The sequence below is a fragment of the Pseudoalteromonas sp. 1CM17D genome (genome assembly GCF_023161805.1).
GTDB lineage: Bacteria > Pseudomonadota > Gammaproteobacteria > Enterobacterales > Alteromonadaceae > Pseudoalteromonas > Pseudoalteromonas atlantica.
This window is the reverse complement of the sequence record NZ_JALNTP010000016.1, coordinates 25,848-40,368: the sequence shown is the minus strand read 5'-3', so window position 1 is coordinate 40,368 and position 14,521 is coordinate 25,848. Positions and strand designations below refer to the sequence as shown.

Genomic DNA, 14,521 nt, shown 5'->3' with positions numbered 1-14,521 from the left:
AGTAATCTTGTTGATAACTTAAAAAGGCGATCAAAAATAACTTTTAAAAACGATCCGATTAAGCAGATCTGCCCTAAAAAAGTGAAAATAAGTGTAATAAACCACGCTTTTTTATAGATCGTGATGGTTTAAGCTTATAAATATGCCGCTATTTTTGTTTTATTAGCCATAAAGTAGGTGATTGTGGATAACCTTTTTTAATTAGTCTTATTGTTTTTCAAGTTCAGCGAGGAGTTACGCTGGTGGATCAATTAAAAACGAGGGCGTTGGCCTTAATAGTACCGGTTACTTTTGCTTATAAATTCACAAACCGTAGTTAAAACGATCTACTTAAGGATACTTTTTAGCGGCATATTGGTACTTTTTTAAGCTATATCGAGCGCCAATTACGCGCTTAACGTGGTGTATTTTTATACTGTAAGAGATTAAAGAGGTGAGTTGAATACGCTAAAATCAGGCGCGTTTTTATTAAATTTTTAACCCATTTTAGCTTTTTAATTTTTATACCGGGCATAAAAAAGGGCACTAATGTGCCCTAAAGTAAGTGTTATTTTATGCTGCTTTAGCGAGTTATTTACCAATACAGAACGAGCTAAATATTTTGCCTAGTAGGTCGTCTGAGGTAAATTCACCGGTTATTTCGTTTAAGTACTGCTGCGTTAAGCGTAGCTCTTCGGCTAATATTTCGCCGGCGACGTGCATTTCTAACTGCGTTTTACCAGTATCTAAGTGATAGGCCGCATGTTCAAGTGCATCTAAATGACGGCGACGCGCCATAAATCCACCTTCTGTTGCGCCTTGAAAGCCAATACAAGCTTTTAAGTGATCGCGTACAAGCTCAATACCTTGCGCATTTTTAGCGCTTAAACTAATTACTGGGTATTGTTGGTTTTCATCCATACCTACTGCATCGCCCGATAAATCGGCTTTATTTCTGATAACGGTAACACCCATACCTTGCGGTAATTTTGCCATAAACTCAGGCCAAATTGCGTGTGGGTCGGTGTCGGTGGTGTCGGTGCCATCAAGCATAAACAACACGCGATCAGCTTGATTTATTTCATCCCACGCGCGCTCTATACCTATTTGTTCAACGCGGTCAGGGCTTTCACGTAGGCCTGCGGTATCGATAATATGCAGTGGCATGCCATCAATATGAATGTGCTCACGTAGTACGTCGCGAGTAGTACCGGCTATTTCGGTTACTATAGCGGCTTCGCGTCCTGCTAAGGCATTAAGTAGGCTTGATTTACCCGCATTAGGGCGCCCTGCGATAACAACGCGCATACCTTCGCGCATAATACTGCCTTGCTTAGCTTGGCTCGTTACTGTGTGTAATTGACTGATAATGGCATCTAAATCGCCCGACACTTTGCCATCGGATAAAAAGTCAATTTCCTCATCAGGGAAGTCAATGGCTGCCTCTACATACATACGTAAATGAATAACTTTTTCTACTAGGGTTTCAATGTGTTTAGAAAACTCACCTTGTAGCGACTGTAGGGCGCTTTTAGCTGCTTGCTCTGAGGTTGCATTAATTAAATCGCTAATAGCCTCTGCTTGGGTTAAATCAAGCTTGTCGTTCATAAAAGCGCGCTCAGAAAACTCACCAGGCTTAGCTAAGCGAACGCCTTCTATTTGGCTAATTTCTTTTAATAGCATGTCGAGTACAACAGGGCCGCCGTGACCTTGCAGTTCAAGTACGTCTTCGCCGGTAAATGAATTTGGCCCTGCAAAATAAATAGCAATACCTTGGTCGAGTTGCTCGCCGCTTAAACTTTTAAAAGGAACGTAGTCGGCATAGCGAAGCTTAGGTACTTTACCTATTATTTTTTCGGCCACGCTTTTAGCAAGGCTGCCAGAAACCCGAATTATACCTACGCCACCACGCCCAGGAGCGGTCGCTTGTGCTGCAATTGTGTCTTGTTTGATCATGCTATTTATTTGCCAACGAGAGTAACTTTAATGGCGCTATTGTAACCTATGCATTTATTGGTAGCGAATAGCTGTGGTAAAAAATAGGCAATAAAAAAGGCGACCTAAGTCGCCTTTATATGAGTAGCCGTTAAGCTAGCCTCTTACTTTTATACCTTGCTTTTCCATGCCACGGTAGATGATAAGCATCTGGACAATAGAAATAAGGTTAGACACTAACCAGTAAAGTACTAAACCAGATGGGAACCATAAGAAGAATACAGAGAAGATAACCGGCATAAAGGTCATCATTTTTTGCTGCATTGGATCGGTAACCGTCATTGGTTGTAGTTTTTGCGTCACAAACATACTTGCACCAAATAATATTGGTAATACGTAGTATGGGTCTTTTGTAGAAAGGTCAGTAAGCCAAAGAATGAACTCTGCATGGCGCAGCTCTGTTGATTCTAAGAATACGTAAAATAGCGCTAAGAAAATTGGCATTTGTAGCAAAATAGGGAAACAGCCACCCATAGGGTTAACTTTTTCTTTTTTGTACATTTCCATAGTAGCTTGGCCGAACTTTTGACGGTCATCACCATATTTTTCTTTTAGGGCAGCCATTTTAGGCTGAAGGGCACGCATTTTAGCCATTGACGTGTATTGCGCTTTAGTCAGTGGGTACATTAACGATTTAACGATAATAGTGATGGCAATAATAGCGACACCCCAGTTACCTAAAATGCTGTGTAACCATTTAAGAAGTACAAATAAAGGCTGCGAAATAAACCATAACCAACCGTAATCTACAGTCAGGTCTAAATCTGGGTGAATCGCTTCAAGAATATCTGACTCTTTAGGACCCATGTAGTAAGTCGCATTAAGAGTTTGCTCGCTGCCGGCTTGTACATTTATAGGCGCTGCTTTTGTACCAATAATAGCGGCATTACTTTTAGTAATTAAGCTGTAAAGCGTGTGTGTTTCGTCTTGCTTAGGTACCCATGCACTTACAAAGTAATGCTGAATAAATGCAACGTAACCGCCTTGGGTGTTTTTATTTAGGTTTTTGTCAGCCATATCTGAAAAGCTGTATTTTTCGTACGACTCTTCATCAGTACCGTAAGCTGCACCTAGATAGTTTTGATCTACTAAGCTGCCTTTTTCTTGTACGGTACGCTTAATTTGCGTGTATAGCTGTACTTGCACTGGCGCACTTGTCGCATTATTTACTGTGTACTCTAGGCCTACATCGTATTGACCTTTTTTAAATACGTATGTTTTAGTGAAGCTAACGCCATTACTATCAACATAGGTAAGTGGTACACGTAGCTCATCACCGCTTAGCGTGTAGGCTTTTTGCGTTGCTTGGTAAGTAGGGCGACCATTCGCTGATGCGTCTGGGCCATTTAAACCAATTAAACCACTTTGTGAGAAGTATTGATTGCCATCAAACTCGCCTAGAAGCATAAATGGTGTTTCTTCACCTTTTACTTCTTCGTATTGGAGTAAGTCTGCTTCAACAATGTCACCGCCTTTGGTGTCTATTTTTACTTTGAAAACGTCAGTCGTAATGTCAATAACTGAACGCTTAGCAGCGGTAGCCGAAGCAGGTAAACCTGAATCTGACGATGACGGTATATAATCATCTGACTCTGGTGACGTTGTGTTTAGTGTTTGTGTAGTGGCACTAGGATCGGCTTTAGGTGTGTTGTAGTCATTATTCCATTCTTGAAATAATAAAAACGACACTAACATTAAACCGATTAATAAAAACGTGCGTTGCGATTCCATAACAGCTCTTATTTCTCGTGTTGGTGGTTAATACGGGTTAATTTTTCAGGAACGGGGTCTTCTCCGCCTGAATGTAAAGGATGGCATTTTAATATGCGTTTAAGTGCTAACCAACTCCCTTTTACAAATCCATGCAAATTAATTGCTTGAATAGCGTAATGAGAGCAGCTTGGATTAAAACGACAATGCGGGCCTAGTAGTGGGCTTATCCACATTTGATAACCGCGGATAAATAACACCAAACAACGCTTTGGAATAGCAACAAGTGGTTTAAGTAACCTCATGGTGTTTATACCCCTGCGTATATTTAGTGAATAGATACCATGTATTTAAAGGCTCAATTAGAGATTTTAAACGCATGATTAAAAGGTGAGCTAAAGATACCCTAATTAACCCTGCAATTCTATTGCTATCGGGTTTGTTTATTAGATTTAGCTGATTTGTTTGGGCGTTTTTTAAAAGGTGGTGGTTTAGGTGCACCAGGTTTGCAGCGTTCATTTATTTTACGCCACAGCTTTGTAAGTTGTTTGGTTATTTCTTCGTTAGACTGCTCATCAATACCACTTTTTACCATAAGCACAATATCGATATTATCGATGGTGTGTTGATTTAAACGAAAACTTTCGCGAGCGAGTCGTTTAATACGGTTACGTTGGCATGCCTTTTTTACACGTTTTTTAGCAACAGTGAGTCCTAACCTAGGTTTATCTTGGTCATTAGGTTTAGCTAAAAGAGTAAATAAGGGAGTTGCAGCCCGAGCGGGTTCGTTAAATATGCGAGAGTAATGCGAGGGAGTTAACAGACGTAACTCCCTGCCAAAGCTAAAGTCTTCCACTTATATATTAAGCAGAAAGAACTTTGCGGCCTTTAGCGCGGCGACGTGCTAATACTTTACGGCCATTTACAGTTGCCATGCGAGCACGGAAGCCGTGTGCACGTTTGCGTTTTAAAACGCTAGGTTGAAAAGTTCTTTTCATAACAATCTCATCCGATCGGTTAAAGTTAAAACATCCTATGCAGGTCGCGATCCTGGCACAGGTGCCATTGCGAGCGCGAGATATTATAGATTAAGCACTTTAAAGTCAATCATAATTGCGCTGTAAACACCGTGTTTATTACATTTTTTGTACGCTGGCTTGATATTTATGGATTAATTTTAAAGCAAAATGGTCTGCTTTTGCGCAAAAAGGCGAATTAATGGCCGAGACTGACTTAAAGAATGTGGATCGTAATAAAGTAGGGTGATCAACTAGGATCATCATAATTAAGAAGTTTTCCACAGCTGGTGTTTAAAAAGTGAATAAAAGCATGGGAAAACTCATTTAGATCGTAAAATTGGTTCGCGATCTCAGTGTGTTTTTGTTATGATCTGTTATCAGGCTTTAAAATAAAAGTCGCTATAAATCAGTCTGTTAAGATATTTATACACTGATATCAACAATTTTATAAAAATCAATCTTTTACTTGTGGATAAAGTGCCTTCATAATACCCGGTCTTGGGTCGGGTAGCTGGCCAATTGAACGCAATAAATGCATGATTTTTAATCATTATTGATGTGCGGGAATAAAAATTATACCTCTGGGAGTTTAACTGTGTATCTGTCGGTTTGGCAAAGTTGTTTATATGTATTGCAAGATGAGTTGCCTTCGCAACAATTCAGTATGTGGGTAAGACCACTACAAGCAGAAAGTACCGAAGATACCTTAACGATTTACGCACCTAATCGCTTTGTTCTTGATTGGGTAAGAGAAAAGTATTTAAACCGTATTAATGAGTTACTGGTAGAAATTTGTGGTGATGAAGCGCCCGAATTACGTTTTGATGTAGGTAGTAAACCACTACTAAATACTCAAGCGGCGGCGCCAAGTGTTGAAGCCCCTGCATCACCTAGTTCACAGGCACCTGCTAAACAGCAACCTGTAGAACAAAAAGCAGCAGTAGAGCCTGCGCCTAAATCAGGCTATAAATCTAATATAAAAGATAACTATACCTTTGACAGCTTTGTTGAGGGTAAATCTAACCAGCTAGCAAAAGCGGCTGCAACACAAGTTGCAGATAACCCTGGCTCTGCCTTTAACCCGGTATTTATTTACGGTGGCACAGGCTTAGGTAAAACTCACTTATTACATGCAGTAGGTAATGGCATTATGGCTAACAAGCCCGATGCTAAAATTGTTTACATGCATTCTGAGCGTTTTGTGCAAGACATGGTAAAAGCACTACAAAATAACGCCATTGAAGAATTTAAACGTTATTACCGTAGTGTAGATGCGCTAATGATTGATGATATTCAATTTTTCGCTAATAAAGAGCGCTCACAAGAAGAATTTTTTCATACCTTTAATGCATTATTAGAAGGTAATCAGCAAATTATTTTAACCTCTGACCGCTACCCAAAAGAAATTGAGGGCGTAGAAGACAGGCTTAAATCACGATTTGGTTGGGGTTTAACAATTGCTATAGAGCCGCCAGAACTTGAAACGCGCGTTGCCATTTTGATGAAAAAAGCGCAGCAGAGTAAAATTAATTTACCGCACGAAGTCGCTTTTTTTATCGCTAAAAAATTACGCTCAAACGTACGTGAATTAGAAGGCGCGCTTAACCGTGTAATAGCTAATGCTAATTTTACCGGACGCCCAATTTCTATCGACTTTGTAAAAGAAGCACTGCGCGATTTATTGGCACTACAAGATAAGCTTGTCACTATAGACAACATACAGCGCACCGTGGCTGAGTATTACAGAATACGTGTGTCAGATCTGTTATCTAAGCGCCGCAGCCGCTCTATCGCGAGGCCGCGTCAGGTAGCTATGGCATTATCTAAAGAATTAACTAATCACAGCTTACCTGAGATTGGTGACGCATTTGGTGGACGTGACCACACCACGGTATTACATGCGTGTAGAAAGGTTAAATCACTTCGTGATGAAAGCCACGAAATAAAAGAAGATTATCAAAATTTAATAAGAACGTTGTCATCTTAGGGCTGACTTTATTATGCAAATAACCATTTCAAGAGAACAATTTTTAAAGCCATTAGTGCAAGTATCGGGTGCAATTGAACGTAAACATACGTTACCTATATTATCTAATGTATTGTTAGTGGTAGAAAACGGGCAACTTTCAATGACAGGCACAGACCTTGAAATTGAACTAGTTGCAGGTGTTTTTGTTGGTGATGATATTGCCGATACAAAGTTAACGCTGCCTGCTAAAAAATTACTCGATATTTGTAAAAGCCTGCCTGATGGTTCTGAGCTTACATTGAGCTTACAAGAGCACCAACTGCTTTTAACTAGTGGTAAAAGCCGCTTTTCACTTACTACACTTGCCGCGGAAGACTTTCCTAATTTAGAGCAGTGGGATGGCGAGGTTGAGTTTCAGCTAACGCGTTTAGAGTTACGTAAGTTACTTGAAAGCACGCATTTTTCAATGGCTAACCAAGACGTTCGTTATTACTTAAATGGCATGTCGTTTGAAGTAGATAATACCGACATAAAAACAGTGGCCACCGATGGCCACCGTTTGGCAATAGCGCAAAAAGAATTAGGCCAATCGTTAAATACGCAGCGCCAATTAATAATACCGCGCAAAGGTGTGCAAGAAATTATGCGCCTTATGGTTGCCGATGAAGAATTAGTTACTATTCAATTTGGCGCTAACCATATTCGTATTATCGATGTGGAATTTACTTTTACTAGTAAGTTAGTGGATGGCCGCTTCCCTGATTATCGCCGCGTATTACCTCGTGGTGGAGATAAAGTAATTACCGCTAACCGTGAATGGTTACGTAATGCGTTTCAACGTGTGTCTATTTTATCTAACGAAAAATTTAGAGGTGTGCGTTTAAACCTTGCCAATGGCTTACTTAAAATTACGGCTAATAACCCTGAGCAAGAAGAGGCTGAGGAAATAGTAGAAGTAATGTATGAGGGTGATGAGCTAGAAATTGGTTTTAATGTATCGTATGTATTAGATGTACTAAATACATTAAAAACAGAAGATGTACTATTTACATTAGCAGATTCAAACAGCAGTGCACTTATTGAAGGTGCGGGCGATGAAGAAGCAATGTACGTGGTTATGCCTATGCGATTATAAGATACCCATTATAAATGAGTTTAAGTCACTTGAGCCTCAAGTATTTTCGTAATATTGAGGCACTGACGCTAGAACCAGTCAACGGCGTTAATATAATTTATGGTGAAAACGGCAGCGGAAAAACCAGCCTTTTAGAGGCTATTTATTACCTTTCTCACGGCAAATCTTTTCGAACACCTAAACATAAAAGTATTATTCAACATCAGCAAGATCAGTTTGTAATACACGGCCGCAAAGCGCTACACGACTTGTCTATTCCTATTGGGATTAGTAAAACCCAAAGTGGTGAAACCAATTTAAAAATACAAGGCAAAGCCAGTAGAAAAATCTCTGAACTTGCACAGTTAATGCCTGTGCAAATTATTACACCCGAAAGCTATTCATTGTTTTTTGGTGGTCCAAAAGAGCGACGTAAGTTTTTAGATTTGGGTTTGTTCCACGTGGAACATGAGTTTTTTTACTTATGGCAGTCGTTTAATAAAGTGCTTAAACAACGCAATGCATTATTAAAAAGTAAGCCAAAGAATTATTTTGACCAAATTAGGTTTTGGGACAAAGAATTTGTTAGACTGGCAGAACAAATAAATAAATTAAGAATGGCGTATATAAGTAGGTTTAAGCAGCAGTTTTTTGATAAAATGTGTGCAGAATTAACGCTTATACGCGATTTAGAAATCAACTTTAATGCAGGTTGGAAAGACAGTGAGTCTTTAAGTGATGCATTAGAGCAAAACTTTGAGCGAGACGCTCGCCAAGGTTTTACAAGTAAAGGCCCTCATAAGGCCGATTTTAGTTTTAGTGTCGCTGGCAACAGCGTAGAGAATACGTTTTCACGCGGTCAATTGAAGTTATTGCTTTATGCGTTAAAAGTAACGCAAAATAGTTTAATTGAGTCAGAGACAGATAAGCAATCTATATTGCTAATAGATGATCTACCTTCAGAGTTAGGCGAGGATACAAAAGAGAAAGTGGGACAATTATTGGCTCACTGCAGTTCTCAAATTTTTATTTCTTCAATTTTGTCTGAAAGTATTTCTGCTGTGGTGGAACCCATGCAACGAGAACTACAAATGTTCCACGTGAAACATGGCAACCTAATAACAAGATAAGTGGGATTAACCATGTCTGAGAATTATGATTCGTCGAGTATTAAAGTACTTAAAGGATTAGACGCAGTAAGAAAGCGTCCTGGAATGTATATAGGGGACACCGATGATGGCACAGGCTTACACCACATGGTGTTTGAGGTCGTTGATAACTCTATCGATGAAGCCTTAGCAGGTCATTGTGATGATATTTATGTAACGATTCACTTAGACGGTTCAGTCTCTGTAAGAGATAACGGTCGTGGCATCCCAACTTCTATCCATGAAGAAGAAGGTGTGTCTGCTGCCGAGGTTATCATGACGGTACTTCATGCCGGTGGTAAGTTTGATGATAACTCTTATAAAGTATCAGGTGGCTTACACGGTGTTGGTGTATCGGTAGTAAATGCATTATCAGAAAAACTAACTCTTACTATTCGTCGTGAAGGCAAATTGCACGAGCAAACTTACAGCATGGGCGTACCTAACGCTCCATTAACTGTTATTGGCGATGCTGACACTACGGGTACTGAACTGCGTTTTTGGCCAAGTGGCGAAACATTTACAAACCTTGATTTTCATTATGATATTTTAGCTAAGCGTTTACGCGAGCTATCGTTTTTGAACTCTGGTGTAAGCATCATCTTATCTGATGAACGCGAAGAAAATAAAACCGACCACTTTAAATATGATGGCGGTATTCAAGCGTTTGTTGAATACTTAAACCGCAATAAAACACCTGTACATAAAGGTGTATTCCATTTTACTCACGAGCGTGAAGAAGATGGTATTAGCGTTGAAGTTTCAATGCAGTGGAACGATGGCTTTCAAGAAAACATTTACTGTTTTACTAATAACATTCCACAACGTGATGGTGGTACTCACTTAGCCGGCTTTAGATCTGCGCTAACACGTACACTTAATAACTACATGGAAAAAGAAGGCTTTAACAAAAAAGCTAAAACAACCAGTAACGCAACGGGCGATGATGCGCGTGAAGGCTTAACTGCGGTTGTAAGTGTTAAAGTACCTGATCCTAAGTTCTCATCACAAACTAAAGACAAGCTAGTATCAAGCGAAGTTAAATCTGCGGTTGAGCAAGCAATGGCTGAAAAGTTTTCTGATTTCTTATTAGAAAACCCAATGGATGCCAAAATTGTTGTTGGTAAAATTATTGATGCAGCACGAGCACGTGAAGCGGCGCGTAAAGCCCGTGAAATGACTCGTCGTAAAGGCGCTATGGATTTAGCAGGTTTACCTGGTAAATTAGCTGACTGCCAAGAAAAAGACCCATCATTATCTGAACTATACATAGTGGAGGGTGACTCAGCTGGCGGTTCAGCCAAGCAGGGTCGTAATCGTAAAAACCAAGCAATTTTACCACTTAAAGGTAAAATCTTGAACGTAGAGAAAGCACGCTTTGATAAGATGCTTTCTTCACAAGAAGTAGCGACGCTAATAACAGCCCTAGGTTGTGGTATTGGCCGTGATGAATATGACCCAGAAAAATTACGTTACCACAGCATCATTATCATGACCGATGCGGACGTGGATGGTTCTCACATTCGTACATTGCTACTAACATTCTTCTATCGCCAAATGCCAGAAATTGTTGAGCGTGGTTATATTTACATTGCACAACCGCCACTTTATAAAGTGAAAAAAGGTAAGCAAGAGCGTTATATTAAAGACGATCCTGCACTAGTAGATTACCTAACATCACTTGCACTAAATAATGCAGCGCTTTACACAAGCGAAGATGCAAGTGCAATTGAAGGTGAAGCGCTTGAGCAAATAGTACAAGATTACCAAAACACAGTTAAAGTCATTGAGCGCTTAAAACGTAAATACCCTAACACGGTAATGGAACGTTTGATTTACCAAAGCGAGTTAAAAGTAGAAGACTTATCTAACGAAGCTAAGGTAATTGAGTGGACGAAAGAGCTAGTTGACGACTTAGTTGAACGTGATGAAGATGCGACAATTTTCCATGCGGGTACTGAGCATGATGCAGAGCGCAACTTGTACTTCCCGGTTGTGAATATTCGTCAGCACGGTGTGGATAAAGCACACGTATTACATTACGACTTTATTGCATCACGTGACTACCAACGCATTGCTGTTACTGGCACGAAGATCGCAAACATCTTAAAAGAAGGCGCATATGTTCAACGTGGTGAGAAAACAAAACCTGTTGATAACTTTGTGGATGCTTTAGAATGGTTGATCGCAGAATCTAAGCGCGGGATCTACATTCAGCGCTATAAAGGATTAGGCGAAATGAACCCTAGCCAACTGTGGGAAACCACAATGGATCCTTCAGCTCGTCGTATGTTACAAGTAACAATTGAAGATGCTGTAGCGGCAGATCAATTGTTTGCAACATTAATGGGCGATCAAGTTGAGCCTCGTCGTGAGTTTATAGAAACCAATGCACTTCGCGTAGTTAACTTAGACGTGTAAAAAATTATACTTACATCTTAAAAGGAGCCTAATGGCTCCTTTTTTATTTTAACAACCGCACAAACTGCTTAAAACCTGCGTGTGCACAAGGTATACTGAGGGTAATTTTCACGCTACTTTCAGATAGTAAAAAGCCAAATATGCAAAAATATGACGTTAAAACCTTTCAAGGTTTGATCCTGGCTTTACAGGATTATTGGGCGCAGCAAGGCTGTGTCATTATTCAACCACTTGATATGGAAGTGGGCGCAGGGACATTTCACCCGCAAACATTCTTAAAATCTATTGGCCCTGAGCCAATGTCGAGCGCATACGTACAACCGTGTCGCCGTCCTACCGATGGCCGCTACGGCGAAAACCCTAATCGCTTACAACATTACTACCAATTTCAGGTAGTTTTAAAGCCATCACCAGATAACATTCAAGAGCTTTACCTAGGCTCACTAGAAGCGATGGGAATTGATACCCTAACGCACGAAGTACGCTTTGTAGAAGATAACTGGGAATCGCCAACACTAGGCGCATGGGGCTTAGGTTGGGAGATTTGGCTAAACGGTATGGAAGTAACGCAGTTTACTTACTTTCAGCAAGTAGGGGGCTTAGAGTGCTCTCCTGTAACCGGTGAAATTACCTACGGCCTAGAGCGTTTAGCAATGTACATTCAAGGCGTAGACAGTATTTACGACCTAGTATGGGCAGACGGTCCATTAGGGCGTGTAACTTACGGCGATGTATTCCATCAAAATGAAGTAGAACAATCTACTTACAACTTTGAACACGCAAACGTAGATGATTTATTTGCCCAGTTTGATAAGTGTGAAGCTGAGAGCCAAAAGCTAATTGAAGCAAATTTACCACTGCCTGCTTACGAGCAAGTAATGAAAGCATCGCACGCGTTTAACTTACTCGATGCGCGCCATGCAATCTCAGTAACCGAACGTCAGCGTTATATTTTACGCGTTCGAGCGTTATCAAAAGCGTGTGCACAAAGTTATTACGATGCACGTGAAGCGCTTGGTTTCCCGCTGTGTAAGGATAAGTAAGCATGTCAGCACAAAATTTATTAGTAGAAATTGGCACCGAAGAGCTGCCACCAAAAGCACTGCGCAAATTAGCAGAAGCCTTTGCCGCAAACTTAACTGCAGAGCTTGAAACACTAGAGCTTGGGCATGAAGGCGTAAGCTGGTATGCATCGCCTCGTCGTTTAGGTTTACAAGTAAAAGCGCTTGAAGCAAAGCAGCAAGATAAAGAAGTAGAAAAGCGTGGCCCTGCAACTAAAGCAGCGTTCGATAGCGAAGGTAACCCAACTAAAGCAGCAATGGGTTGGGCACGTGGTTGTGGTATTGACGTAAGTGAAGCACAAACTCTTGAGACCGATAAAGGCGCTTGGCTTTTACATATTGCTAAAGTAGCAGGACAAGAAACCAAAACGCTGATGAGCGATGCCATTACAAAGTCGTTAGCAAAGCTGCCAATACCTAAGCCAATGCGTTGGGGCGCGAATAAAACACAATTTATTCGCCCAGTTCATACCGTAACTATTTTATTTGGTGATGAACTTATTGAAGGCGAAATTTTAGGTAAGCAAGTAACTAATCAGTTACAAGGCCACCGTTTTCATCATCCAGAAAAAATCACCATTAACCATGCAGATGACGTGTTCGACGTATTAAAATCAGCCTACGTTATTGCTGATTACGAACAACGTAAAGCGCAAATCCGTGCACAAATAGAAGAAGCTGCAAGCGCAGTGAATGCGGTTGTTGCAATGGATGAAGACTTATTAGAAGAAGTTACTTCACTAGTAGAGTGGCCAGTAACGTTAACGGCAACATTTGAAGAAGCATTTTTAGATGTACCTGCCGAAGCGCTAATTTACACCATGAAGGACGATCAAAAATACTTCCCGCTATTAGATCAAAACGGCAAACTTTTAAATAAGTTTTTGTTTGTATCTAACATCGAAAGTAAAGATCCAAGTGTGGTTATATCTGGTAACGAAAAAGTAGTGCGCCCACGTTTAGCCGATGCGCAGTTCTTCTTTGAAACAGATAAAAAGAAAACCCTAGAAAGTCGCTTAGAGTCACTTGATACTGTTTTATTCCAAAAGCAATTAGGTACGCTTAAAGATAAATCTGTACGTATTAGCGAACTTGCCGGCTACATTGCAGAGCAACTAGGCGCCGACAAAGACCTTGCAAAACGTGCTGGCCTATTAAGTAAAACAGACTTAATGACCGAAATGGTAATGGAATTTACCGACGTGCAAGGTGTAATGGGTATGCACTATGCACGCTTTGATGGCGAAGCAGAAGATGTAGCTATTGCACAAAACGAGCAATACATGCCGCGTTTTGCGGGCGACAATTTACCTACAAATCTAATCAGCTGTGCAGTAGCAATTGCAGATAAGTTTGATACGCTGGTGGGTATTTTTGGTATAGGCCAAGCACCAAAAGGTGACAAAGACCCATTTGCACTTCGTCGTGCTGCCATTGGTGCACTGCGTATCATGGTAGAAAAAGAGCTACCGCTTGATATTTTAGACCTAGTAGCAAAAGCACAAACACTGTTTGGCGAAAAGCTTACTAACCTAAATGTATCAACCGACGTATTTGACTTTATGCTAGGGCGCTTCCGCGCATGGTATCAAGACGAAGGCATTGAAGTAGATGTTATTCAAGCAGTACTGGCACGTCGTCCTACTAAACCTACTGACTTTGACCGTCGTGTTAAAGCAGTAAGCCACTTCCGTACGTTAGACGCCGCAGAAGCGCTTGCAGCAGCGAATAAGCGTGTAGGTAACATACTAGCTAAAAATAATATTACCACCGAAGGTGATGTTGATGAGAGCCTATTAAGCGATGACGCTGAAAAAGTATTAGCATCACAAGTAGCAAAATTTTCAACTGAGCTTGCACCACTTTACGCCGATGGAAACTACCAAGAGGCATTAAGCCAATTGGCAGGTATTCGCCAAAGTGTTGATAACTTTTTTGACAACGTCATGGTTATGGCCGACGATGAAGCTGTAAAGCAAAATCGCCTCGCACTATTAAGCCAGTTAAGCCGCTTATTTTTAGATATTGCAGATATATCTGTACTACAAAAATAACACCGCTTAAGCCAATAAAAAGCCAGCGTATTGCTGGCTTTTTAGTTTTAA

At 40.6% G+C, this 14,521-nt stretch carries 11 protein-coding genes; 6 read left to right on the top strand and 5 right to left on the bottom strand.

The features are described 5' to 3' along the window. Positions 1 to 570: 570 nt before the first annotated feature. The 5 genes from mnmE to rpmH form a co-directional block, all read right to left on the bottom strand. Positions 571 to 1,935, bottom strand: coding sequence for a tRNA uridine-5-carboxymethylaminomethyl(34) synthesis GTPase MnmE (gene mnmE / locus MSC25_RS19080; RefSeq protein ID WP_248444335.1), 1,365 nt, complete (start codon positions 1,933 to 1,935; stop codon positions 571 to 573). Between the two features lie 135 nt (positions 1,936 to 2,070). Further along, complete coding sequence (yidC, locus tag MSC25_RS19075) at positions 2,071 to 3,705, bottom strand: membrane protein insertase YidC (protein ID WP_024032130.1); 1,635 nt, start codon at positions 3,703 to 3,705, stop codon at positions 2,071 to 2,073. 8 nt (positions 3,706 to 3,713) lie between these two features. Beyond that, a complete protein-coding gene (gene yidD, locus MSC25_RS19070; protein WP_004588061.1) occupies positions 3,714 to 3,989 on the bottom strand; it encodes a membrane protein insertion efficiency factor YidD in 276 nt (91 codons plus the stop codon). A gap of 125 nt (positions 3,990 to 4,114) precedes the next feature. Further along, positions 4,115 to 4,540, bottom strand: a complete 426-nt coding sequence (gene rnpA, locus MSC25_RS19065; protein ID WP_029772813.1) for a ribonuclease P protein component — start codon at positions 4,538 to 4,540, stop codon at positions 4,115 to 4,117. Positions 4,541 to 4,547: 7 nt separating this feature from the next. After that, on the bottom strand, positions 4,548 to 4,682 hold the full coding sequence (gene rpmH, locus MSC25_RS19060; protein ID WP_004335215.1) for a 50S ribosomal protein L34: 135 nt from the start codon (positions 4,680 to 4,682) through the stop codon (positions 4,548 to 4,550). A 616-nt stretch (positions 4,683 to 5,298) separates the two neighbouring features. On the opposite strand from rpmH, the gene dnaA reads away from it, so the two are divergent. The 6 genes from dnaA (at position 5,299) to glyS (ending at position 14,470) form a co-directional block, all read left to right on the top strand. Continuing rightward, positions 5,299 to 6,690 (top strand): chromosomal replication initiator protein DnaA, encoded by a 1,392-nt coding sequence (dnaA, locus tag MSC25_RS19055; protein WP_004588059.1) that lies wholly within the window; start codon positions 5,299 to 5,301, stop codon positions 6,688 to 6,690. A gap of 13 nt (positions 6,691 to 6,703) precedes the next feature. Next, entirely contained in the window at positions 6,704 to 7,807 is a 1,104-nt protein-coding gene (gene dnaN, locus MSC25_RS19050) for a DNA polymerase III subunit beta (RefSeq protein WP_004588058.1), read from the top strand. Between the two features lie 14 nt (positions 7,808 to 7,821). Continuing rightward, entirely contained in the window at positions 7,822 to 8,916 is a 1,095-nt protein-coding gene (recF, locus tag MSC25_RS19045; protein ID WP_024032132.1) for a DNA replication/repair protein RecF, read from the top strand. 12 nt (positions 8,917 to 8,928) lie between these two features. Next, positions 8,929 to 11,355, top strand: coding sequence for a DNA topoisomerase (ATP-hydrolyzing) subunit B (gene gyrB, locus MSC25_RS19040; protein WP_029772815.1), 2,427 nt, complete (start codon positions 8,929 to 8,931; stop codon positions 11,353 to 11,355). A gap of 140 nt (positions 11,356 to 11,495) precedes the next feature. Further along, positions 11,496 to 12,398: a glycine--tRNA ligase subunit alpha gene (gene glyQ, locus MSC25_RS19035; RefSeq protein ID WP_004588055.1), complete on the top strand. Its 903-nt coding sequence runs from the start codon at positions 11,496 to 11,498 to the stop codon at positions 12,396 to 12,398. A 2-nt stretch (positions 12,399 to 12,400) separates the two neighbouring features. Further along, positions 12,401 to 14,470 (top strand): glycine--tRNA ligase subunit beta, encoded by a 2,070-nt coding sequence (gene glyS / locus MSC25_RS19030; RefSeq protein WP_248444334.1) that lies wholly within the window; start codon positions 12,401 to 12,403, stop codon positions 14,468 to 14,470. Positions 14,471 to 14,521: the final 51 nt, after the last annotated feature.

Coding starts and splice junctions, on each gene's coding strand:
- mnmE (WP_248444335.1), bottom strand. CDS start 1,935: ATGATCAAACAAGACACAATTGCAGCACAAGCGACCGCTCCTGGGCGT.
- yidC (WP_024032130.1), bottom strand. CDS start 3,705: ATGGAATCGCAACGCACGTTTTTATTAATCGGTTTAATGTTAGTGTCG.
- yidD (WP_004588061.1), bottom strand. CDS start 3,989: ATGAGGTTACTTAAACCACTTGTTGCTATTCCAAAGCGTTGTTTGGTG.
- rpmH (WP_004335215.1), bottom strand. CDS start 4,682: ATGAAAAGAACTTTTCAACCTAGCGTTTTAAAACGCAAACGTGCACAC.
- dnaN (WP_004588058.1), top strand. CDS start 6,704: ATGCAAATAACCATTTCAAGAGAACAATTTTTAAAGCCATTAGTGCAA.
- recF (WP_024032132.1), top strand. CDS start 7,822: ATGAGTTTAAGTCACTTGAGCCTCAAGTATTTTCGTAATATTGAGGCA.
- gyrB (WP_029772815.1), top strand. CDS start 8,929: ATGTCTGAGAATTATGATTCGTCGAGTATTAAAGTACTTAAAGGATTA.
- glyQ (WP_004588055.1), top strand. CDS start 11,496: ATGCAAAAATATGACGTTAAAACCTTTCAAGGTTTGATCCTGGCTTTA.
- glyS (WP_248444334.1), top strand. CDS start 12,401: ATGTCAGCACAAAATTTATTAGTAGAAATTGGCACCGAAGAGCTGCCA.